Source organism: Yoonia sp. SDW83-1, from assembly GCF_046762885.1.
In the GTDB taxonomy this organism is placed as follows: Bacteria; Pseudomonadota; Alphaproteobacteria; order Rhodobacterales; family Rhodobacteraceae; genus Yoonia.
The window spans coordinates 1-19,538 of the sequence record NZ_JBKQXO010000031.1 but is presented as its reverse complement, the minus strand read 5'-3'; the positions used below and the strand labels follow the sequence as shown (position 1 = coordinate 19,538).

Sequence of the window (19,538 nt, the reverse complement as noted above, 5' to 3'; positions counted from 1 at the left end):
ATTAGTGGGATTAATCGCGCGTACGGTGGGTTTCACGTCGCCCTGACGAATTGACCGGTTCAGACACGGCCGATAGGCTGCGGCGATGGCAAAGGATTATTCCCTGACCGGCGAGACGGGACGCGCCGCAGCGGCGCAAGGGATCGCGAACCCAAAATGGTTTCGGCCTGACGTCGACCCGCAGGCCATTCGCAAGCTGATGGAGAAATCAGACGCCATCGCCTCGCGCGACACCCTCATCTGGATTGGTGCGATGATCATGTCAGCCGTCATCGCAATCATGTTGTGGCCGTCATGGTGGTCGGCCCCTTTCTGGCTGATCTACGGCGTTCTTTATGGGTCAGCATCGGATTCGCGCTGGCATGAATGCGGGCACAAGACCGCGTTCAAGACTGCCTGGATGAACGAGGTCGTCTATCAGATCGCGAGCTTCATGCTGATGCGGAACCCGGTTGTCTGGCGTGCGAGCCATGTGCGCCATCATACCGATACGATTATCGTGGGCCGCGATCCTGAGATCGTGGCCATGCGCCCGCCCGATCTGCGCCGCATCCTGCTGAACCTGTTCGGGATCGTAGATGTTTATGTGCTGGTCCGGCGGATGATGCTGCATGCCAGCGGGCGCATCCACCCTGACGAGGCGATGTATGTGCGCGATGCCGACCGCCCCCGTGTCTTTCGCGTCGCCCGTATCTGGCTGGTGATTTATGGCTGCGTGATTGGTCTGGCGATCTGGATGGGGTCTGTGTTGCCGCTGATGTTGGTTGGTCTGCCCCGGCTTTACGGGGCGTGGCATCATGTGATGACCGGGGTGCTGCAGCATCTGGGGCTGGCCGAGAATGTGTCGGACCACAGGCTGAATACCCGCACCGTGCTGATGAACCCGGTCAGCCGCTTTATCTATCTGAACATGAACTACCATCTGGAACATCACATGTTCACGATGGTCCCCTATTATCATCTGCCGCGTCTGCATGAGTTGATCAGACACGACCTGCCCGCGCCGGCGCCGTCGATCATTGCGGCATTTCGGCGTTTGATCCCGGTGCTGGTACGGCAACTAAAATACGAAGATGCGGTGATCATCCCCGATCTACCGCCCGGCGCGACCCCCTTTCGGGCAGAGGTGGAGCGGCTGCGCCCTCACGCGATCTGATGACTAGCGTGATGTTCATAGAGATGACGCCCCGCGAATGACGTATCTGGCGCAGGGTCGCGATTGACGCGCACGTCAAGAACGTGGCGTCCGCGACCGCTCCCGCGTCGATTTTGCACTGTTTTTGCCCGGCTACGCACGATAACAACGCAGCGAGAACGCAAAATGTCAGATTCTTTGGGAGAGAAACGCAGATGAAGGTCCTTGTACCCGTCAAGCGCGTGATCGACTACAACGTGAAAGTCCGTGTCAAAGCGGATGGTTCCGGTGTCGATCTTGCCAACGTCAAAATGTCCATGAACCCGTTCGACGAAATTGCCGTCGAAGAGGCCATTCGCCTGCGCGAAGCCGGCAAGGTCGAGGAGGTCGTGGCGGTATCCATTGGCGTCAAGCAGGCGCAGGAAACACTGCGCACGGCATTGGCGATGGGCGCGGACCGCGCCATTCTGGTTGTGGCCACCGATGATGTGCACACGGATATCGAGCCTTTGGCGGTTGCCAAGATCCTTGCCGCCATCGTCAAGGAAGAAGATCCCGGTCTGGTGCTATGCGGTAAGCAGGCCATCGATAATGATATGAATGCCACCGGTCAGATGCTGTCGGCCCTGCTGGGTTGGTCCCAGGCGACCTTTGCGTCCGAGGTGAACCTGGATGGCGACAGCGCCGTTGTCACCCGCGAGGTTGATGGCGGTTTGCAGACCATCAAGGTGAAGATGCCGACCATTGTGACGGTTGATCTGCGCCTGAACGAGCCGCGTTATGCGTCGCTGCCCAACATCATGAAGGCCAAGAAAAAGCCGCTGGATGAAAAGACACCGGCCGATTGCGGCGTTGATGTTGCCCCGCGCCTGACCATTGTCAGCACGACCGAACCAGAGGCCCGCAAGGCCGGTATCATGGTCGGGTCTGTTGATGAGCTTGTCGAGAAACTCAAAGAAGTGGGGGCTGTGTAATGGCTGTTCTTCTGATTGGTGAAGTCACTGACGGCGCTTTGGCCGTTGATGCAACCGCAAAAGCCGTGACTGCGGCGCAAGCCTTGGGTGATGTGACCGTGCTGTGTGCCGGTGCGTCTGCCAAGGCTGCCGCTGACGAGGCCGCCAAGATTGACGGTGTGTCCAAGGTGCTGTGCGCCGAGGATGCGGCACTGGGTCACCGTCTGGCCGAACCCACCGCAGATCTGATCGTGTCGCTCGCGGGCGATTATTCCCATATCGCCGCCCCCGGCACGACCGACGCCAAGAACGTGATGCCCCGTGTGGCAGCGTTGCTGGATGCGATGGTGATTTCCGAAGTGACCGGCATCGTGGATGCCGACACATTCGAGCGCCCGATCTATGCCGGTAACGCGATCCAGACCGTGAAATCGTCGGATGAAAAGAAGGTCATGACGATCAGGACCGCCGGTTTTGATGCCGCTGGCATGGGTGGATCGGCTGCCGTTGAAAGCATCGGTGCTGCCGGCAACCCCGGCCTGTCCGAATGGGTCGAAGATAAGGTTGCCGCAAGCGACCGGCCAGAGCTGACATCGGCTGGTGTCGTGGTTTCTGGTGGTCGTGGTGTCGGGTCTGAAGATGACTTTGCCCTGATCGAAAAGCTGGCTGACAAGCTGGGCGCGGCTGTGGGTGCATCCCGTGCTGCCGTCGACAGCGGCTATGCCCCCAATGACTGGCAGGTTGGTCAAACCGGTAAGGTGGTCGCCCCCGATCTTTATGTCGCTGTCGGTATTTCCGGTGCGATCCAGCACCTTGCGGGGATGAAGGACAGCAAGATCATCGTGGCCATCAACAAGGATGAGGAAGCCCCGATCTTCCAGGTGGCTGACTATGGTCTGGTGGCTGATCTGTTTGATGCCGTGCCGGAACTGACTGAAAAGCTCTGACCCGGTTTAACTTGTCATCTGATTGGCCCCCGCTCAATGGTGGGGGCCTTTTTTGTTAAGGGTGTCGGGTGCATGTGCTACAACTGCTCAATGCGTCCGCCAACGCTTGCCCCTGATCCAATCATCCCGCGCTGGACTGTAGGCGCTGATGTCAGCAATGAGCCCAACATGCCGTCAGGCGAATTTGAACGAAAGTAAGACCAATGATGAAGCGCCTTTGCAGTATTAGCCTCGTTCTTGCAATCGCAGGATGCTCAGTGGCGGAGCGGATAGAACCTGTCATCCCGGTGAGTGAAGAGCCAACTGCCGTTGAGACCGCCGTTGGTGTGGGGGTGACCGCGGTACTGGTGTCAGCCGCCGTTTTGTTGCTTTCGCTCGCCGCTGTCGTCAATGAGGCGGCCGAGTAAGAAGGACACTCCCGGTCGCTGCGTCTTGCCGCCGCTAAACAATACGGAGTTTGCCGGTTATTCCGGCTGTGCCGGGCGCGCGGTGTCCCGGGTGGCCAGATCAGTAGGGCCCTGAACGATCATCGCGCTTGTATGGCATTTTACGGAGCGTAGAGATGTTCGCGCAAGGCCGGGATGACGAACGCGCTGGCCTCGGAGTGGCAGGCAGGCCCGAGCATTTCGGAGGCAGCCGCACTTTGTGATGACGGGAATTGCATGCCAGCCGTGCCCTTGGCCAAAGCCCCGTCGGAAGGGTTGACCACCACGATGTCCTGCACCATCGGCCGCAGTTCTTCCAACATGGATCTGGTGATGAAAAGCGGGTCAGCCTGTAGCTGATCCTCGCGTTCTGACCAATGCTTGTCGCTCAACTCTTCTTCGGAGAACCACAGAAGCATGCTGCGTGGGCCGATCTGATGCAGCATGTTTTTCATCCGTGCGGTCCACGCCTCGCGCAGTTCGCCCACGACGATGTCGAACCGGTCTGGTGATTTGCTGTAGAGCGCGCCCAACATGTGCCGGATGAACGAAAATTCGGAGAAATCGACATCGTCATAAATCGCTTCGAGCACGGTGGAGGCCCGCAGGAAGCGGTCATTGCGTCGCGGATGGACCGAATAGAACCGGTTGGACAGGAAGTTGGCCCCCATGACCTGCACCACGGTCATATCCGCCCCATTGCAGATTTCCATGATGGTTGGATCGTTGACGAAGGCATCGATCCCACCGTTCACGCAACCGAGGTTGACGCAGGTTTGCCGCATCACCCGTTCGACCAGCGTCGGGAACGGTTTGGGAATGAACTTGCCGTATGTCTCTGTCCCGCCGATGAACGCGATGTAAGGATGGTCCAACCGTCGGCGTGGCCCACGGAACAGCATCCGCGAATTGCCATAGCGGCATGGCGCATATGACAGTTCTTCGTGTTCGATAACCTCTTGCTTCATGGTTCCCACCTTTTGTGCTTCACCCTTGATGCAGATTCGCCGAAATCACTTGCAAATTCGCTAATGCGCAAATTTGACCCAAATTTTCGCGACTGCGCCGCCTTGAAGCATCCCCCACCCCGGGCCTATGGTGCGAGCGAACCAGTCAGGGGAAGATCATGACAATCGAACGTGTAGGCATCGTTGGCGCGGGCCAGATGGGAAATGGCATTGCCCATGTTTTTGCACTGGCCGGGTATGAAGTGCTGATGACCGATATCAGCGAGGACGCGCTGAACGCAGCGATGGCCCTGATCGACCGCAATCTCGAACGGCAGGTAGGGCGCGATCTGATCACCGCTGACGCCAAGGCAGAGGCGCTGGCACGCATCGGAACCACCGCGACGCTGACGGATCTGGGCCAGACTGACCTGATCATCGAGGCAGCGACCGAGCGCGAAACGATCAAGACTGCCATTTTCGAGGATCTGGTTCCGCATCTGAAGCCTGATACGATCCTGACATCGAACACGTCGTCCATTTCCATCACCCGGCTTGCATCGCGTACGGACCGGCCCGAGAAATTCATGGGGTTTCATTTCATGAACCCGGTGCCGATCATGCAACTGGTCGAACTGATCCGGGGCATTGCGACGGATGAAGAGACGTTCAAGGCGTGCCACGCTGTCGTTGAACGGCTTGGAAAAACATCAGCCACCGCAGAGGATTTCCCCGCCTTTATCGTCAACCGTATCCTGATGCCGATGATCAATGAGGCGATTTATACGCTGTATGAAGGGGTCGGTTCCGTGCAGTCCATCGACACGTCGCTGAAGCTGGGGGCGAACCACCCGATGGGGCCGCTGGAGCTGGCCGATTTCATCGGGTTGGACACCTGCCTTGCGATCATGAACGTGCTGCACGACGGGCTGGCCGATACCAAATACCGCCCCTGCCCTTTGCTGACAAAATATGTCGAGGCCGGGTGGTTGGGCCGGAAATCAAAGCGCGGGTTTTATGACTACAGGGGCGAAACGCCAGTGCCGACGCGGTAGATTATGGCCACTACCGCGCCGCCAGTGGTTTACGGCCGCTTGCCGTAGACATATCCGCCAAGGTCTGTGTCGCTGAAACCCGCCGCAACCTCATCCGCGTTGCTGCCGTAAATGCCGCCATCGAGGTCGAAATCTGTTCCGTCGAAATCAACATTGCCGGAGACAGTGCCGTTGTTGTCCACAATGCCATAGACCGTGAGGCGAGTATCGTCCGACGTGCCGATCAATGTGTTGTTGAAAACGGCGTATTGCAGGTCCAGCGCACCATGACCGGCAATCGCATTGTCAGCAGCCACAGTATAGTGCCCCTGATAAGTGACGTTGCCGGTTGGTATGACTTCGGTTGTACCGTCGATGATCGAAAATGCGTCACGAAGGCCATCAGTGCCGCCAGCGGCTGCGACGATGACATCATCGCCAGTAAACAAAACAGCTGTGAGTCCGTAGCTTCCCGTCAAAAGCAGTTCTTCCCCGGCGACATTTCCGGGGGTGGGAATGTCCAGATTATCAAGAAAATCGCCGTCGGAAAGACGGTAGCCGTTCCCGGTACTGTAGGGGGTGATTTGCCCGCCGCTCACCGCGATCTCGACCGAGCGGCTGATTGCAGAGGGATCACTATCTGAGCTGCCGCCGGCGCAAGCTGAAAGCATGGGCAGTATGGCAAGGAGTATGAGTTTTTTCATTGCTGTTTCGTCTCTTTGGCTGGTTTCGGCGCGACTGCCTGCTTCACAATTGGTGGCAGCGTTCAATACACCCTCCATGTCCAATTTGCGGCGGGTTTTAGACGATTTTAAAATAGTTTGGAGGCGATGATGCCGGGGGCTGTTGCCCGCTAGATTTCTTTCAGCCCCAGTGTCTGTTCACGCAGCCAGGCCATGAAGGCACGGGGTTCTTTGATGCGGGCGGTGACTTCGGCTTCGGCGACAGGTTTGCCGATAACCGGCTTTTGCGCCTTGCCGCAGGCATGCACGATCTCGTGCAGCAGCAGGCTTTGCCGCAGGGTGGCAGAGATTTTGTTGGCGATCTGATACCAGCGCGAATTTGCGCCGGGGAAGTAGCATGGCACGACCGTCGCCCCTGATGTGCGGATCATCTTGGCGGTAAAGACGTTCCACTCCGCCTCTCGTGCCGGACCAAACATGGTGTCGGATGACGCCACAACACCCGAGGGAAACAGGGCCACCAGCCCGCCATTGTCCAGATGTTCCATCGTGGCGCGCCGCATCTCGACCATTTTCTTTTGGGCGTCCGGCTCGTGTGGGAATGGGACCGGGATCATGAAATCCGCGGCCTCTTTGTCGATCCCGGTCAGGATCGACCGGGTCAGGATCCGGTAATCAGTGCGCACCCGGCCAATCATGTCGGCCAGGATCATGCCGTCGACCATGCCGTGGGGGTGGTTGGCCACGAACACCACCGGTCCGGTTTTGGGGATGTTGTTCAACTGTTCCTGCGGCGTCAGCAGGTCAATTTCCATGACATCAAGGGCGGCGCGCCAGAACGCCTGCCCGTGGAATTTGCCCAGCCGCTCGAACTTGCGGATCATCCGCACGATCTGCAGCTTGCCCGTACACCATTCGATAGACCGGATGATGTTGCGTTTCATCGGGCTGTCGAACGTGTTGGAATATGTCAGGCTGCGGCGGTCATAGACGATCGGCGCGTCTTCGGGGACAACCGGTTGTGCAGGGATATGCCGGGTAGTTTCGGTCACTCAATACGTCCTATCCGGTCAGTCGGACCTTTAGTAGCCTTCGCCGAATTTGTCCGCCACCAATTCCTTGATGGCCGTAGCAAGCTCCTCCGCCTGCGGCCCTCGGGTCTCTACGTCAATAAAGGTTCCGACGGAAGCTGCCAACATTAAAAGGCCCATGATGCTGTCGCCACTGGTGCTTTCACCATCTTTGCTGATGGTGGCGTCTGCGTCAAAGCTTTCAACGACCTCAACCAGACGGGCGGAGGCGCGGGCATGCAGCCCTTTGATATTTTCGATCTTCAGGCGGCAGGTTGTCATGTGGGTGTCCCGCCATTGTGGAAGTTGATGTATTTGTGGGCGGCTGCGATGGCGGCATCAACGGCGTCCGGTACGGACCGCTTGCGCGATTTGGCCAGCTTGATCAGCATGGGCAGGTTCGCCCCATAAAGGATGCGCCGGTTTTCGGGGTTGCAGGCCCGCAGCGACAGGTTTGACGGCGATCCGCCGAACATGTCGGTCACGATCACCACCCCTTCACCGGTATCCACAGCGTCGGCGGCTGCACAGATTTCAGATTGCTTTGCGGCACGATCATCTTCGGGGCCGATGGCGATGCTGACCATCCCCTCTTGCGCGCCCACCACATGTTCAACTGCGGCAAGGTATTCGCCCGCCAGCCCGCCATGTGCCACAATCACGATACCGATCAAACCTTTTGACCCTTGCCAACTGACGCCTGAAGATCACGCCGCTCCATTTCACGGTGTCGTTTAGACACATGCCATCCGTCTTTCGCAAGTGCAGAAGCGAGCCTTTCTGCAACTGCAACAGACCGGTGTTGCCCGCCGGTACATCCAAACCCGATGGAAAGATGCGCCTTGCCTTCGTCTTTGTGCGCCGGCAACAGAAGATCGGCGAGCGATTTTATCCGTTCGAAGAAGGGTTCGAAACGCGGATCTTCGGCGACATAGGCCGCCACCGCAGGATCGCGCCCATCCAGCGCCCGCAGCTTTTCATCCCAGTGCGGATTGCGCAGGAACCGGCAATCCATGACGATATCCATCCCCCGGGGCAGCCCGCGTTTGTACGAAAACGAATGGATCGTCACACCCAGTTGCCGCCCTTCGCCGGTGGCAAACCAGCGATCCACTTCGGCGCGCAGATCGTGAGGCGACAGCCCGCTTGTGTCGATCAGTACGTCGGCTCGCGCCCGGATTGGCACCAGCAGGTCCCGTTCGCGGGCAATCCCGGCCAGAGGTGGTCCGGCGGGCGCCAGCGGATGCCTGCGCCGGGTTTCGGAATAGCGCCGCACCAGTTCTTCTTCATCCGCATCGAGATAGAGCACCTGAGCGTTCAGATCTGTCCGCCCACTTAGCTGGTCTATGGTTTCGATCAGGGCATTGGTGCTGAAATCCCGATTGCGCACGTCCAGCCCCAGAACCAAAGGACGGTTTGGCGGCGGCCCGTCCAGCAATCGGGGGAGCAACGACAGCGGCAGGTTGTCGATCACCTCGTATCCCAGATCCTCAAGCGCGTTGATCGCGGTTGATCGCCCGGCGCCGGACGGCCCCGTGACCAATACGATGGTCGGGGTCTTCTGGTCGGGTTGCGGGTCCGGGTCTGTCATCTGTCACTCCACCCTGCCTTGAGGAGCTGCAGGATTGCCGGAGCAAAATGTGGTCCATCGACCGCATGAATCAAGGGAACATCCAATCCCAACAGCGTGACCACGCGTCGGGGTGGCAGGCGTTCACTTTCTGTTTCGTCGAGATCCACGATAAGCACAACCTGCGCCTGTATAGATGGGTCCGCATTCAGCACGCCGATGCCCCGCGCCTCGATCAATCCGCGAATCGTGTCGGGAGCCCGGGCAAGTAACCTGTCGTCATTTCGCATGACGATAACCCTGTCGTCGGCCACAAGGCTGCACCCCATACCCATCAGCACCAAACCCAAGGTCGATTTGCCCGACCCCGATCCCCCCCTGATCATGACGGCACGATCATTCCATGCAACACAGGTCGCGTGGATCGTCTGCGATTGCGTCAAGATGCACCGTCAGACCGGCAGGCCCACGACAAAGCGTGCGCCAAGCGGTTCGGATGTTGGATCAGAGTCGGTGGGCCTGATGTTTTCGGCCCAGATCACGCCGCCATGCGCCTCGACAATCTGTTTCGAGATAGCGAGCCCCAGACCGGAGTTGTTGCCGAATTGCCCTTCTGGCCGTTCTGAATAGAACCGCTGGAAGATCTTTGTCAGCGCCTCATCCGGGATGCCGGGGCCTGTATCCTCGACCACAACCAGCACGCGGTTTTGCCGCCGCCGCGCCCAGACCCGGATCGCATCACCCGTATCACAGAACGATACGGCATTGGTGATCAGATTGACGAAAACCTGTGCAAGCCGCCCTTCGAGCCCCTGCACATGTATCGGTTCTTCGGGCATGTCGGCGATAAAGTCGATCCCGCGCTGGGTGGCGTCGGTGCTGAGGAATTCGATAATATTGCCCAGCATATTGAGCAGATCGAAGGTTTCTTCCTCTTCCTTGACCAGTTCACTGTCGAGCCGCGATGCGTTCGAGATATCACTGACCAGACGATCAAGGCGTTTCACGTCATGTTCGATGACTTCCAACAGCCGCTCGCGCTGGTCTGCCCGCTTTGCCACCCGCATCGTGCCAACAGCAGACCGCAGCGAGGCCAGCGGGTTTTTGATTTCGTGGGCGACATCAGCGGCAAACTGTTCGTTGCCTTCAATCCGTTCGTAAAGCGCAGACACCATGCCCCGCAAGGCACCCGATAATCTGCCGATTTCGTCTGGCCGTGCGGTCAGGTCGGGAATGCGAACCTTGACCGGTGACATGCGGCGCGCGTTCTTTTCATGGCTGCTTTCCGCAGCTGCGGCCAGATCGGCCAAGGGGTTGGCGATGGTGGAGGCCAAGACAAGGCTGAGCCCCACGCTGACCATGATGCCGACAAGAAAAAGGCGCAGCACCTGTTCACGTTCGCGACGAACAAGGCTGTCCACCTCACCTGCAGCGGTGGTGACCGCGATGACGCCAACAACCCTGTCGTCACGGAAAATCGGCGTTGTGACGATAAAACTGATCACGCCGCCGATATCTGTAGCGTCTAATAACGTGCCGCTTTCGATCGACTCGATCACGTTTTTCTGGGCCAGTTCAAAGAGCTGTTCTTCGGCTGTGCGCAAATCAGGATCAATCCAGAACAGGCTCACAGCCCTGTTCCAGATGCCGCCAAGAAAATCGATCAGGAATGTCCCACCGGTCGTCTGTACCAGTTCGGCAATTTCATTGGCTCCCAGGCTACCCGTCGCTGATGCAACCAGGGTCGCATCGGGCGTGAACAGCGACACCTCGACCCCGCCGCGCAGGTTGAGACCGGCCAGCGCTGATGCAGGATCAATCCCATCAGCCGCAACGAGATTGATTGGCGCCAATGCGGGCAATTGTGCTTCGAACACATTTGCGATTAGTTGTGCTTCGTTGATCAGGCCCTTGGCCCGCTGATAGGCTAGGTTATCCCGCGAGGGGTTGAGATAGAGCACACCGGCGATAAGCAGGATCAAAGCGATCAGGTTGAACGTGATGATCTTACGCGCGATCGGCGAACTGCGCAGGGACAACAGCCCGCGCCGCGACTGCGGAGAGGCATCTTCCATGCCCATCATTTCCGGAGACAGCCAATCGTCGCCCAGCACAAGGTCGGGTTCGCGCGCCGCTGCGCGCACGGACTTCAGGTCACGTACGTCAACCTTGGGGGCTGATGTCATGCCTTACTCTTCGTTGTAGCGGTACCCGATGCCATAAAGCGTCTCGATCGCGGAAAATTCGTTATCAGTGTTACGCATCTTTTTGCGCAGTCGTTTGATGTGGCTGTCGATGGTGCGGTCATCAACATAGACCTGATCATCATAGGCTACATCCATTAACTGATCACGACTTTTCACAAAACCGGGGCGCTGCGCCAAGGCCTGCAGCAATAGAAACTCTGTCACGGTCAGAGAAACGTCCTGACCTTTCCATTTCACCGCATGGCGCAGCGGATCCATCACCAACTCGCCACGCACCATCACCTTGGTTTCTTCGGTCTCTTCGATCTCTTCGCCTGCAATCGCATCCTGACGCCGGAGCAGCGCGCGGATACGTTCGACCAGCAGACGCTGCGAGAATGGCTTTTTTACATAATCGTCAGCGCCCATACGCAAGCCCAACACCTCGTCGATTTCGTCATCTTTCGAGGTCAGGAAGATCACCGGCATTGAGGTTTTCTGACGGAGCCGCTGCAGCAGGTCCATGCCATCCATTCGCGGCATCTTGATGTCAAGAACGGCCAGTTCCGGCATCCGTTTGTTGAAGGCCTCAAGCGCTGCCTGGCCGTCATTATAGGTTTCCACTTCGAAGCCTTCGGCTTCGAGCGTCATGGAGACCGAGGTCAGGATATTCCGATCATCGTCAACCAAAGCTATTCTGGACATGGGATCGTTCCCCTAATTACTGAAATGTTTGTCGCTCGCTCGCGTCCACTCTTCATCTTTTTATATAGACGAATCAATCCCAAAGTCCCAGCCCGCCACAATATCGCCTTAATTGGTTCAATTTTGTCATTCGGCCTGATTGCCAGGCATCGGAGATCATCACGGGACCATTTGGTTGCGCTAACACGCATTTGGTTGCGCTAACTGTGGCAAAGCGCACTACCAGCCCTTTGAAACATGATGTTAATGAATGTGTATCGCGGGCCATCCCGGCCCGGTATTTGAGGAGCGAACCCATGGACCAAGGTACGGTCAACCCGAAGATGAGGCTTGAGGATCAAGGCATCACAGGGCTGGGTTACGTGTATTACAACCGCTCTGAGGCCGAGTTGCATGATGCTGCCGTCGCGGCAGGTGAAGGTGTCACCGGGAAAGGTGGTACGTTTCTGGTGGCGACCGGTAAGCACACAGGCCGGTCGCCCAAGGACAAATTTGTCGTGCGCACACCGTCTGTCGAGGACACGATCTGGTGGGAAAACAACCCGCCGATGGACCCGGCGAAATTCGATGTGCTGTACGCTGACATGCTCGCCCATATGAAGGGCGGCACCTATAACGTGCAGGACCTGTTTGGTGGCGCGGATCCGGCGCATCGTCTGGATGTGCGCGTCGTGACCGAACTGGCATGGCATGGTTTGTTCATCCGGCACCTGTTGCGTCGCCCTGAACAATCGGAACTGGCGACTTTCGTACCCGATTTCACGATCATCAATTGCCCGAGCTTCAAGGCCGATCCTGACAAGCATGGCTGCCGGTCTGACACGGTGATTGCCCTGAACATGGATGCCAAGCTGATCCTGATCGGTGGCACTGAATATGCGGGCGAAAACAAGAAATCAGTGTTTACGCTGCTGAACTATCTGTTGCCCGAAAAGGGCATCATGCCGATGCATTGTTCGGCTAACCACGCGCCCGGCAACCCGGTGGATACGGCCGTATTCTTTGGCCTGTCCGGCACTGGCAAGACCACCCTGTCGGCGGACCCGACCCGTGTTCTGATTGGTGACGACGAACATGGCTGGTCCGAGCGCGGCACGTTCAACTTTGAAGGTGGTTGTTATGCCAAGACCATCGGCCTTGACCCCGAGGCAGAGCCGGAGATTTACGCCACCTGTTCGATGCCGCACACGGTCATCGAGAATATGGTGTTTGATCCCGACACGCTGGAACTGGATTTCGAGGATGACAGCCTGACGGCCAATATGCGCTGTGCCTATCCGTTGAACTATATCTCCAACGCATCGGAGCGCGCGCTGGGTGGGCATCCCAAGAACATCATCATGCTGACCTGTGATGCCTTTGGTGTCTTGCCGCCAATCGCCCGGCTGACACCGGCACAGGCGATGTATCATTTCCTGTCAGGCTTCACATCAAAGGTTGCCGGCACCGAACGTGGTGTGACCGAGCCTGAACCGACATTCAGCACCTGTTTCGGCGCCCCCTTCATGCCGCGCCGTCCCGAGGCCTATGGCAACCTGTTGCGCAGCAAGATTGCAAGCCACGGTGCCACCTGCTGGCTGGTCAATACGGGCTGGACCGGGGGCGCCTATGGCACCGGATCACGCATGCCGATCAAGGCCACCCGTGCGCTGCTGAGTGCGGCCCTGGATGGCACCCTGATCGAAAGTGCGTTCCGCAAGGACCCGCATTTCGGCTTTGAGGTACCGATCTCGGTCGATGGGGTGGATGATGGTCTGCTGAACCCGCGTGATACATGGGCAGACAAGGACGCCTATGATGCGCAGGCCGCGAAACTGGTGACCATGTTCAGCGATAACTTCGAGAAATACGTGCCATTCATTGATGATGACGTGAAGGCCGCCGCCATCGGCTGATACGTTCCGGTCGGGATGGGTCGAGACCCATCTTACATAAGACTCCTGCCGCGCGATTGCCCCGCCGTCGCGCGGCTATGATTTGTGATCTACCGGCTCTCGACATTATGGATCAGGACCATAGATTGGCAGCATGTATCGTCTGATCCCTCTCATCCTGATCGTGCCGGTTTTCGCCTGGGCGCAAGCCGCGTTGGAGCCAAGCAGGACATCCCCCGACATCGCCAGTTTCGAGGCGGGGATCATCTGCCCGCCGGAATCGGTCGGGACCTCGCCCGCACCCGGCACGCTTGCCGGTGAAACCCATATCATCGACGTGGACCCGCACTTTGTCTCGACCGCCCGGCGCGTCCCGGCTGTCATGGGGATCGGGTTCGGGGTCAAAGCGATGGCTGCGGATGAGTTCGGGCTAGAAGATGTTGTGATGGTCGTCACCCATCCACCTATGGGTGATGCGCAGGTGCAGACCCAAAGCTATATCACGAGTATCAGCGGGGTCGCACCATCGTTGACATTCTATCAGTTCGATTTCGCCTATGAGCTTGTCACGGGTCCATGGCAAATGATTGCCACGCGGGATGGAGAGGTGCTGTACCAGACCAGTTTCGAGGTCGTTCCCCCACAGCTGGTCACGGAACTGGCCAGCGTCTGCGGTTTCGAAAATCTGCTGTCCTAACCCATTAGGCCGCGCCGGATCAGGTTTGCACCTGCAACCACCAGAACCAGCAGGGTCACCTTGCGAAACCGTTCCTGATCGAACCGATCACCAAGCTTGAACCCCAGCCACATGCCAGTCAGCGCGGGCACGACCAGCGCCGCAGAAAACGGCCATGTTTCCGCATTTAATACGCCGGACCGCAAATGCCCGGCCAGCAACATCACGGACCCCAGCCCGTAGATGACCCCCTGCACCGCCATCTGCCGGTCGCGCGGTGTGTTGAGCGCCAAAAGGTACAACACCGTGGGTGGGCCCCACGTCCCTGCAAGGCCACCCAGGATACCGGCCAGCGTGCCCGCCACCCATTCGAAGGGCCGCCGCCACCTCGGCCCTATCCGGGGCCGCCACCCGGCCAACTGGACCGCGCAGAGCACCACAACTGGCACGCCCAGAACGATGAACATGCCGTTGGTCGGGATACTGCGCAAAAACTGCGCCGAGATCAGGATCATCACGCAGACAAGGCTGATATAGCGCCAGTGTTCGGCCAGTGCGTCCCTAGCTTTGCCCAATCCGGCCCTTGCCACTTGCAGGATATTTGTCGTCAGGATCGGGATGATGATCCCGGCCACGACCAGTTGCGGCTCGATCAGGATCCCCATGCCAGAAATCATGACCAGCGGCATCGCAAAGCCCACCGCCCCTTTGACAAAGCCGCCAAGCAGAGTGACGATAAAGGCAAAGGCGAGAATGGCAGGAGGCAGGATGCTCAGGAATTCAGGCATAATCTCTCTTACGCATTTGCATTTGCGGATAACAGCGCGAATTCCGTTGCGACATTTTTGTGCTTACTGCTGCATCAGCTTGAATTATTATTGCGCTGCAGTTGCGAACACTTTATCTCTGCATGTGCAAAAACGAGGAATCGACACATGCCCCATGACGGACAGGACTTGCCCATGACACAAGGCCCGGTATTGGCTGATCTGCTGACGCTGACCGGTGCGACCCTGCCTGCGGTTGACGATGTTCTGTCCCGCGCCAAGGCGGCTGTCGCCGGGCTCGTCAGTGAGGATGGGCGTGTTTCGGGTCAGTTGATTGAGGCACACCAAACTGCCGCCCACGGCTTTGCCTGGCTGGCCACCTATGCCCAGGCCCTGCGCCAGATGCAGAACTGGGCGATGCGTCTTGAGGAAGATGGCAAGTTTGGCGAGGTTGAGCAGTTGATCCACCAGATCGCCTTTGGTGAATACCTGTGGCAGATCTATGGCGGCATCCAGATGAACCAGGGCGAGATGGTACGCCTTCAGGATATGGGCCTGACACAGGACGACATGCGCGCGCTGATGGCCCCGGCAGTCATGACGCTGACCCAGTCGGGCAACACGCAGCCCGCACGGACCCGTCTTGTGGAGCTGATGCAGGAACAGGCCGCCAATATCACGGTCGGTGCCTCCGGTCTTGATGACGAGCTGGAGATGATCCGCGAACAGTTCCGCCGCTTCAGCGTCGAGAAGGTGGAACCCTACGCCCATGACTGGCACCTGAAGGACGAGTTGATCCCGCTGGAGGTCATCAACGAGATGGCCGAACTGGGTGTGTTCGGCCTGACGATCCCCGAGGAATATGGCGGCTTTGGCCTGTCGAAAGCGTCGATGTGTGTGGTGAGCGAGGAATTGTCGCGTGGTTATATCGGTGTCGGGTCGCTCGGCACTCGAAGTGAAATCGCAGCGGAACTGATCCTGTGTGGGGGGACCGAAGCACAGAAGAAAAAATGGCTGCCCGGTCTGGCGAGTGCGGAAATTCTGCCAACGGCGGTCTTTACCGAACCCAATACCGGGTCCGATCTGGGGTCTTTGCGCACCCGCGCCCGCAAGGAGGGTGACGACTGGATCATCACCGGCAACAAGACCTGGATCACCCATGCTGCCCGCACCCATGTGATGACGGTGCTGGCGCGCACGATCCCGGACACCGACAACTACAAGGGATTGTCGATGTTCCTGGCGGAAAAGACGCCGGGCACGGATGAGAAACCCTTTGTCGATCCGGGTATCTCCGGCGGTGAGATTGAGGTGCTCGGTTATCGCGGGATGAAGGAATACACGCTGAACTTTGACGATTTCAAAGTGAAGGGTGAGAACCTGCTGGGCGAACGCGAAGGTCAGGGGTTCAAGCAGTTGATGCAGACCTTCGAGTCGGCGCGCATCCAGACCGCCGCACGTGCCATTGGCGTGGCCCAATCGGCGCTCGATGAAGGGATGCGTTATGCGCAGGACCGCAAGCAATTCGGCAAGGCCCTGATCGATTTTCCGCGTGTATCCGGAAAGCTGGCCATGATGGCAGTAGAAATCATGGTGGCGCGGCAACTGACCTATTTCAGCGCCCATGAAAAGGACCATGACCGCCGCTGTGATCTTGAGGCCGGGATGGCCAAACTGCTAGGCGCACGCGTCGCGTGGGCCTGCGCGGATAACGCGTTGCAGATCCATGGCGGCAACGGTTTCGCGCTGGAATACAAGATCAGCCGGATCCTGTGCGATGCGCGCATCCTGAACATCTTTGAAGGGGCGGCAGAGATTCAGGCGCAAGTGATTGCGCGGCGTTTGCTGGATTGATTGCCTTGATCGCTTTTAGCGTCGCACGCCCTCCAGCAGGGCTGGTGTAACCTGCCCTGCACCGTGCAGCACGCTGACATCGCCGGTGGCCTCAAAGATCACGGCATGAACCTGATCGAGGTCAAATGCATTCGCCTCGCGAAGCTTGCCGTGCAGATCACCAAGCGTCATGCCTGCCGATCGAAGGTTTTTGTGCAGGACGCTCCCGTTCTCCATAATCAGAAGTGGTTCGTTATCAACCGTGTCCTGCACTTTCGCTGACCGGCTGCGCGCCATGGCAATGGTCATCTGAACCGCAAACAACGCCAAAAGCGCGAACAGACCGTCGGTGATCGGTGCATCAGGTGTGGTGGCGACGGCTGCCAGAACCGATCCCATCGCGACCGTCACGGCAAAATCAAAGCCGGACATCTTGGAAAATGACCTAAGACCTGCCAGCCTTGTGAGCAGGATGATCAGACCGAGTGTGACACTGACGCGCCATAGAATTTCGATGATATCGATCATGGCGATGCTCCGTTTTTCATTACGATAACACGCGATCTGCTGCCTTCGTTCCATTGACCTTCGCTGACCGCAGCCCACCTTCAGATGCAGACCAAGGGATAATGCCCCACATGCCAACAACCGTTCTTCTGACCGGCGCGTCCGGTTACATCGCCAAACATATTACCTTGCAATTGCTGAACGCGGGCTACCACGTGCGCGGCACCCTTCGCAGCCTGTCGCGGGCGTCAGAAGTTACCGATGCGGTGCAACCGCATTTGGACGATGCCAGCGATCTTGTGAGCCGTTTGCGATTTGTTGCACTGGATTTGGCCAGCGATGACGGTTGGGATGCTGCCATGGAGGGTGTGGATGTGCTGATGCACACGGCGTCACCTTTTCCTATGGTGCAACCCAAGAATGAGGACGAGCTGATTGGCCCCGCGGTGGATGGTGCGTTGCGCGCATTGCGGGCGGCAAAGGCTGCGGGCATCACGCGGGTGGTCATGACATCATCGACCGCTGCGATTTCCGGCTCACCATTGCCAGCGGATGACACGGCGTATGATGAAACCAACTGGACCGAACCGGATGATCCGAACATCACGCCTTATGCCAAGTCCAAGACGCTGGCGGAATTGGCCGCCTGGGGTTATGTGCGCGATCATGCACCAGAAATAGAGCTGACGGTCATCAATCCGGGCTTTGTTGTTGGTGCGCCTTTGGGCCGTGGCTTTGGCACATCCGTCGCAGTGATCGAACGTATCCTGCGCGCCAAGGATCCGATGGTACCGCGGTTCGGCTTCACGGCGGTGGATGTGCAAGACGTGGCCGAGATGCATGTCGCCGTCATCGACAAGCCCGGGACCCATGGCCAGCGGATCATGACCGTCGATCAGTTCATGTGGTTCGCCGATATGGCAAAGGTGATCAAGGCCGCCCATCCGGGCCGAAAGGTTGTCACGCGGGTGGCCCCTGATTTTGTCGTCAAGTTTCTAGGGCTTTTTGACCCGGCAATCCGGTCGATCATTCCTGCTTTGGGCAAGCGCGAAAAGGTGGATAACAGCCGCGCAATTGCGACGCTGGGGCGGGGTATGCGCCAGGCCCCGAAGGCAGTTGTCGCAACGGCCACCTATTTGATCGAGAACAAGATCGTTTAGGCTGAACGGCTGATCGCGTCGATCAGCCGCCCCCTTGCCATTGGCATTGGACGGTCGCCCAGACTTTTGATCAGGCGGTGTTCGATGAAGTAACCTGTTGTGCCAAGCGCTGTCACAATCTCGGCGTTGGACGCATCGCCCTGCCCTGCCAAGACGGGCGGCAGCGGCAGTAGACGGTCGGCCCATTCGCCAGCAGCGGCGCGGCTGACGGCGCGGCCCGATTTGGGTGAGACATAGATCAGTTCCTCGTTCACGCCATGCACCGCGCATTGGGACAGATCCATGCCAAAGCCCATTTCATCCAGCAGCGCCTGTTCCCAGCGCAAGTAAGCCAGCGGCCAGACCTCCGCCTGTCCCAGCAGATCAAGCAAAGCAATCGTGCGGTCATAAAGCGGCGCATGTGCCTCGCGTTCGGGCAGGACATGGGACAGGATCGCGCAGACCGCATTCAAGCCTGCCAGCGCCAGACGGTCCGCCATGGCGGCGGCGGCGCGGCTGCGGACCGGTTCGATAGTGAAGCTACCCAGATGGCTGTCGAGCCGCGCCTTCCATGTGGCCGAAACCTGTGCGCCGGGCTGCAGCGTCGGGGCGATCTTGCGGCTGGTGCCGCCCCGCACAACGCCCGCATGCCGGCCATGGGTCGCGCTGAAAAGCTCGACAATCACAGATGTTTCGCCAAAGGGCCGGGTGGCCAGAATGGCCCCTTCATCGGACCATTCGATCATGACAACCCCGGTTCGTCGAGTAGGTGGCGGCCTGCGCGATCCTCGACCTCGATCACCCACAGATCCGGGTCAAAACTGCGCTGTTTGGTGATGGAGGCATCGACCTCACCCTCGTCCCCTTCGGTCAGAACGATCCATTGGCGTTCGCCGGTCATCAGATCAAAGCTGCGCTGATAACAGCGGGCCTGCCCGTCGAGCGTGTTGAGCTTGACCAGCACGGCGCCGGCGGTGCCATCACCGCGTTTTACGACAAAGGCCGGGATGTCCTGCAAGCGCAACCGGGTCAGGTAAGCGGACACCCATATGTCGGCCGTCAGTTTCATGGGTGACCCCGTCCCGGG

The 19,538-nt window shown here is 58.6% G+C and carries 22 protein-coding genes; 9 read left to right on the top strand and 13 right to left on the bottom strand.

From position 1 onward, the window contains the following. Positions 1-85 precede the first annotated feature (85 nt). From ACFWW4_RS21905 to ACFWW4_RS21890, 4 genes are all read left to right on the top strand, one after another. Positions 86-1,156: a fatty acid desaturase family protein gene (locus ACFWW4_RS21905; RefSeq protein ID WP_411892781.1), complete on the top strand. Its 1,071-nt coding sequence runs from the start codon at positions 86-88 to the stop codon at positions 1,154-1,156. A gap of 194 nt (positions 1,157-1,350) precedes the next feature. Further along, positions 1,351-2,109 (top strand): electron transfer flavoprotein subunit beta/FixA family protein, encoded by a 759-nt coding sequence (locus ACFWW4_RS21900; RefSeq protein ID WP_411892780.1) that lies wholly within the window; start codon positions 1,351-1,353, stop codon positions 2,107-2,109. Then, on the top strand, positions 2,109-3,035 hold the full coding sequence (locus tag ACFWW4_RS21895) for an electron transfer flavoprotein subunit alpha/FixB family protein (protein WP_411892779.1): 927 nt from the start codon (positions 2,109-2,111) through the stop codon (positions 3,033-3,035). Before ACFWW4_RS21900 ends, ACFWW4_RS21895 begins: the two co-directional genes overlap by 1 nt. A gap of 257 nt (positions 3,036-3,292) precedes the next feature. Then, complete coding sequence (locus ACFWW4_RS21890; protein ID WP_411892778.1) at positions 3,293-3,442, top strand: hypothetical protein; 150 nt, start codon at positions 3,293-3,295, stop codon at positions 3,440-3,442. Between the two features lie 140 nt (positions 3,443-3,582). On the opposite strand, the gene ACFWW4_RS21885 is transcribed toward ACFWW4_RS21890, so the two are convergent. Further along, complete coding sequence (locus ACFWW4_RS21885; RefSeq protein ID WP_411892777.1) at positions 3,583-4,428, bottom strand: DUF6473 family protein; 846 nt, start codon at positions 4,426-4,428, stop codon at positions 3,583-3,585. A 158-nt stretch (positions 4,429-4,586) separates the two neighbouring features. Between ACFWW4_RS21885 and ACFWW4_RS21880 the strand changes: the two genes are divergently transcribed. Beyond that, positions 4,587-5,462 carry a 3-hydroxybutyryl-CoA dehydrogenase gene (locus tag ACFWW4_RS21880; protein WP_393932396.1) on the top strand — a complete coding sequence of 292 codons (876 nt, stop codon included), beginning with the start codon at positions 4,587-4,589 and terminating at the stop codon, positions 5,460-5,462. A 29-nt stretch (positions 5,463-5,491) separates the two neighbouring features. Here ACFWW4_RS21880 and ACFWW4_RS21875 read toward each other — a convergent pair whose 3' ends face one another. The 8 genes from ACFWW4_RS21875 to ACFWW4_RS21840 all read right to left on the bottom strand — a co-directional run bounded on the left by ACFWW4_RS21875 (position 5,492) and on the right by ACFWW4_RS21840 (position 11,655). Next, entirely contained in the window at positions 5,492-6,211 is a 720-nt protein-coding gene (locus ACFWW4_RS21875; RefSeq protein ID WP_411892776.1) for a hypothetical protein, read from the bottom strand. An 83-nt stretch (positions 6,212-6,294) separates the two neighbouring features. Further along, positions 6,295-7,176, bottom strand: a complete 882-nt coding sequence (locus ACFWW4_RS21870; protein WP_411892775.1) for a lysophospholipid acyltransferase family protein — start codon at positions 7,174-7,176, stop codon at positions 6,295-6,297. A gap of 30 nt (positions 7,177-7,206) precedes the next feature. Beyond that, positions 7,207-7,476 (bottom strand): HPr family phosphocarrier protein, encoded by a 270-nt coding sequence (locus ACFWW4_RS21865; protein ID WP_393932390.1) that lies wholly within the window; start codon positions 7,474-7,476, stop codon positions 7,207-7,209. After that, positions 7,473-7,868, bottom strand: a complete 396-nt coding sequence (locus ACFWW4_RS21860; RefSeq protein ID WP_411892774.1) for a PTS sugar transporter subunit IIA — start codon at positions 7,866-7,868, stop codon at positions 7,473-7,475. The genes ACFWW4_RS21865 and ACFWW4_RS21860 overlap by 4 nt, the downstream gene beginning before the upstream one ends. After that, complete coding sequence (rapZ, locus tag ACFWW4_RS21855; protein ID WP_393932386.1) at positions 7,865-8,785, bottom strand: RNase adapter RapZ; 921 nt, start codon at positions 8,783-8,785, stop codon at positions 7,865-7,867. The genes ACFWW4_RS21860 and rapZ overlap by 4 nt, the downstream gene beginning before the upstream one ends. After that, positions 8,782-9,207 (bottom strand): HPr kinase/phosphorylase, encoded by a 426-nt coding sequence (locus tag ACFWW4_RS21850; protein ID WP_411892773.1) that lies wholly within the window; start codon positions 9,205-9,207, stop codon positions 8,782-8,784. Before ACFWW4_RS21850 ends, rapZ begins: the two co-directional genes overlap by 4 nt. A gap of 9 nt (positions 9,208-9,216) precedes the next feature. After that, positions 9,217-10,950 (bottom strand): sensor N-terminal transmembrane domain-containing protein, encoded by a 1,734-nt coding sequence (locus ACFWW4_RS21845; RefSeq protein WP_411892772.1) that lies wholly within the window; start codon positions 10,948-10,950, stop codon positions 9,217-9,219. Between the two features lie 3 nt (positions 10,951-10,953). Next, positions 10,954-11,655 carry a response regulator transcription factor gene (locus ACFWW4_RS21840; protein WP_393932380.1) on the bottom strand — a complete coding sequence of 234 codons (702 nt, stop codon included), beginning with the start codon at positions 11,653-11,655 and terminating at the stop codon, positions 10,954-10,956. Positions 11,656-11,951: 296 nt separating this feature from the next. Here ACFWW4_RS21840 and ACFWW4_RS21835 point away from each other — a divergent pair, with 296 nt between their 5' ends. After that, positions 11,952-13,550 (top strand): phosphoenolpyruvate carboxykinase, encoded by a 1,599-nt coding sequence (locus ACFWW4_RS21835; RefSeq protein WP_411892771.1) that lies wholly within the window; start codon positions 11,952-11,954, stop codon positions 13,548-13,550. Positions 13,551-13,683: 133 nt separating this feature from the next. Continuing rightward, positions 13,684-14,226 carry a DUF3859 domain-containing protein gene (locus ACFWW4_RS21830; protein ID WP_411892770.1) on the top strand — a complete coding sequence of 181 codons (543 nt, stop codon included), beginning with the start codon at positions 13,684-13,686 and terminating at the stop codon, positions 14,224-14,226. Here the strand turns inward: ACFWW4_RS21830 and ACFWW4_RS21825 are convergent. Then, positions 14,223-14,993 (bottom strand): sulfite exporter TauE/SafE family protein, encoded by a 771-nt coding sequence (locus tag ACFWW4_RS21825; RefSeq protein ID WP_411892769.1) that lies wholly within the window; start codon positions 14,991-14,993, stop codon positions 14,223-14,225. The two genes, ACFWW4_RS21830 and ACFWW4_RS21825, sit on opposite strands and share 4 nt — an antisense overlap. Before the next feature lie 147 nt (positions 14,994-15,140). Here ACFWW4_RS21825 and ACFWW4_RS21820 point away from each other — a divergent pair, with 147 nt between their 5' ends. Beyond that, a complete protein-coding gene (locus tag ACFWW4_RS21820; RefSeq protein ID WP_411892768.1) occupies positions 15,141-16,826 on the top strand; it encodes an acyl-CoA dehydrogenase family protein in 1,686 nt (561 codons plus the stop codon). Between the two features lie 15 nt (positions 16,827-16,841). On the opposite strand, the gene ACFWW4_RS21815 is transcribed toward ACFWW4_RS21820, so the two are convergent. Then, positions 16,842-17,333, bottom strand: a complete 492-nt coding sequence (locus tag ACFWW4_RS21815; RefSeq protein WP_393932370.1) for a DUF421 domain-containing protein — start codon at positions 17,331-17,333, stop codon at positions 16,842-16,844. Between the two features lie 110 nt (positions 17,334-17,443). On the opposite strand from ACFWW4_RS21815, the gene ACFWW4_RS21810 reads away from it, so the two are divergent. Next, positions 17,444-18,472 carry an NAD-dependent epimerase/dehydratase family protein gene (locus ACFWW4_RS21810; RefSeq protein WP_411892767.1) on the top strand — a complete coding sequence of 343 codons (1,029 nt, stop codon included), beginning with the start codon at positions 17,444-17,446 and terminating at the stop codon, positions 18,470-18,472. On the opposite strand, the gene recO is transcribed toward ACFWW4_RS21810, so the two are convergent. Continuing rightward, a complete protein-coding gene (gene recO, locus ACFWW4_RS21805; protein ID WP_411892766.1) occupies positions 18,469-19,197 on the bottom strand; it encodes a DNA repair protein RecO in 729 nt (242 codons plus the stop codon). The two genes, ACFWW4_RS21810 and recO, sit on opposite strands and share 4 nt — an antisense overlap. Then, positions 19,194-19,520 carry a DUF1491 family protein gene (locus tag ACFWW4_RS21800; RefSeq protein ID WP_411892792.1) on the bottom strand — a complete coding sequence of 109 codons (327 nt, stop codon included), beginning with the start codon at positions 19,518-19,520 and terminating at the stop codon, positions 19,194-19,196. The genes recO and ACFWW4_RS21800 overlap by 4 nt, the downstream gene beginning before the upstream one ends. Positions 19,521-19,538 lie beyond the last annotated feature (18 nt).

Excerpts from the sequence above, each read along its gene's own strand:
- ACFWW4_RS21885 (WP_411892777.1), bottom strand. The coding sequence starts at position 4,428 with ATGAAGCAAGAGGTTATCGAACACGAAGAACTGTCATATGCGCCATGC.
- ACFWW4_RS21900 (WP_411892780.1), top strand. The coding sequence starts at position 1,351 with ATGAAGGTCCTTGTACCCGTCAAGCGCGTGATCGACTACAACGTGAAA.
- ACFWW4_RS21830 (WP_411892770.1), top strand. The coding sequence starts at position 13,684 with ATGTATCGTCTGATCCCTCTCATCCTGATCGTGCCGGTTTTCGCCTGG.
- ACFWW4_RS21800 (WP_411892792.1), bottom strand. The coding sequence starts at position 19,520 with ATGAAACTGACGGCCGACATATGGGTGTCCGCTTACCTGACCCGGTTG.
- ACFWW4_RS21880 (WP_393932396.1), top strand. The coding sequence starts at position 4,587 with ATGACAATCGAACGTGTAGGCATCGTTGGCGCGGGCCAGATGGGAAAT.
- ACFWW4_RS21815 (WP_393932370.1), bottom strand. The coding sequence starts at position 17,333 with ATGATCGATATCATCGAAATTCTATGGCGCGTCAGTGTCACACTCGGT.
- ACFWW4_RS21865 (WP_393932390.1), bottom strand. The coding sequence starts at position 7,476 with ATGACAACCTGCCGCCTGAAGATCGAAAATATCAAAGGGCTGCATGCC.
- ACFWW4_RS21835 (WP_411892771.1), top strand. The coding sequence starts at position 11,952 with ATGGACCAAGGTACGGTCAACCCGAAGATGAGGCTTGAGGATCAAGGC.
- ACFWW4_RS21820 (WP_411892768.1), top strand. The coding sequence starts at position 15,141 with ATGCCCCATGACGGACAGGACTTGCCCATGACACAAGGCCCGGTATTG.
- recO (WP_411892766.1), bottom strand. The coding sequence starts at position 19,197 with ATGATCGAATGGTCCGATGAAGGGGCCATTCTGGCCACCCGGCCCTTT.
- ACFWW4_RS21825 (WP_411892769.1), bottom strand. The coding sequence starts at position 14,993 with ATGCCTGAATTCCTGAGCATCCTGCCTCCTGCCATTCTCGCCTTTGCC.
- rapZ (WP_393932386.1), bottom strand. The coding sequence starts at position 8,785 with ATGACAGACCCGGACCCGCAACCCGACCAGAAGACCCCGACCATCGTA.
- ACFWW4_RS21840 (WP_393932380.1), bottom strand. The coding sequence starts at position 11,655 with ATGTCCAGAATAGCTTTGGTTGACGATGATCGGAATATCCTGACCTCG.
- ACFWW4_RS21810 (WP_411892767.1), top strand. The coding sequence starts at position 17,444 with ATGCCAACAACCGTTCTTCTGACCGGCGCGTCCGGTTACATCGCCAAA.
- ACFWW4_RS21845 (WP_411892772.1), bottom strand. The coding sequence starts at position 10,950 with ATGACATCAGCCCCCAAGGTTGACGTACGTGACCTGAAGTCCGTGCGC.
- ACFWW4_RS21895 (WP_411892779.1), top strand. The coding sequence starts at position 2,109 with ATGGCTGTTCTTCTGATTGGTGAAGTCACTGACGGCGCTTTGGCCGTT.
- ACFWW4_RS21905 (WP_411892781.1), top strand. The coding sequence starts at position 86 with ATGGCAAAGGATTATTCCCTGACCGGCGAGACGGGACGCGCCGCAGCG.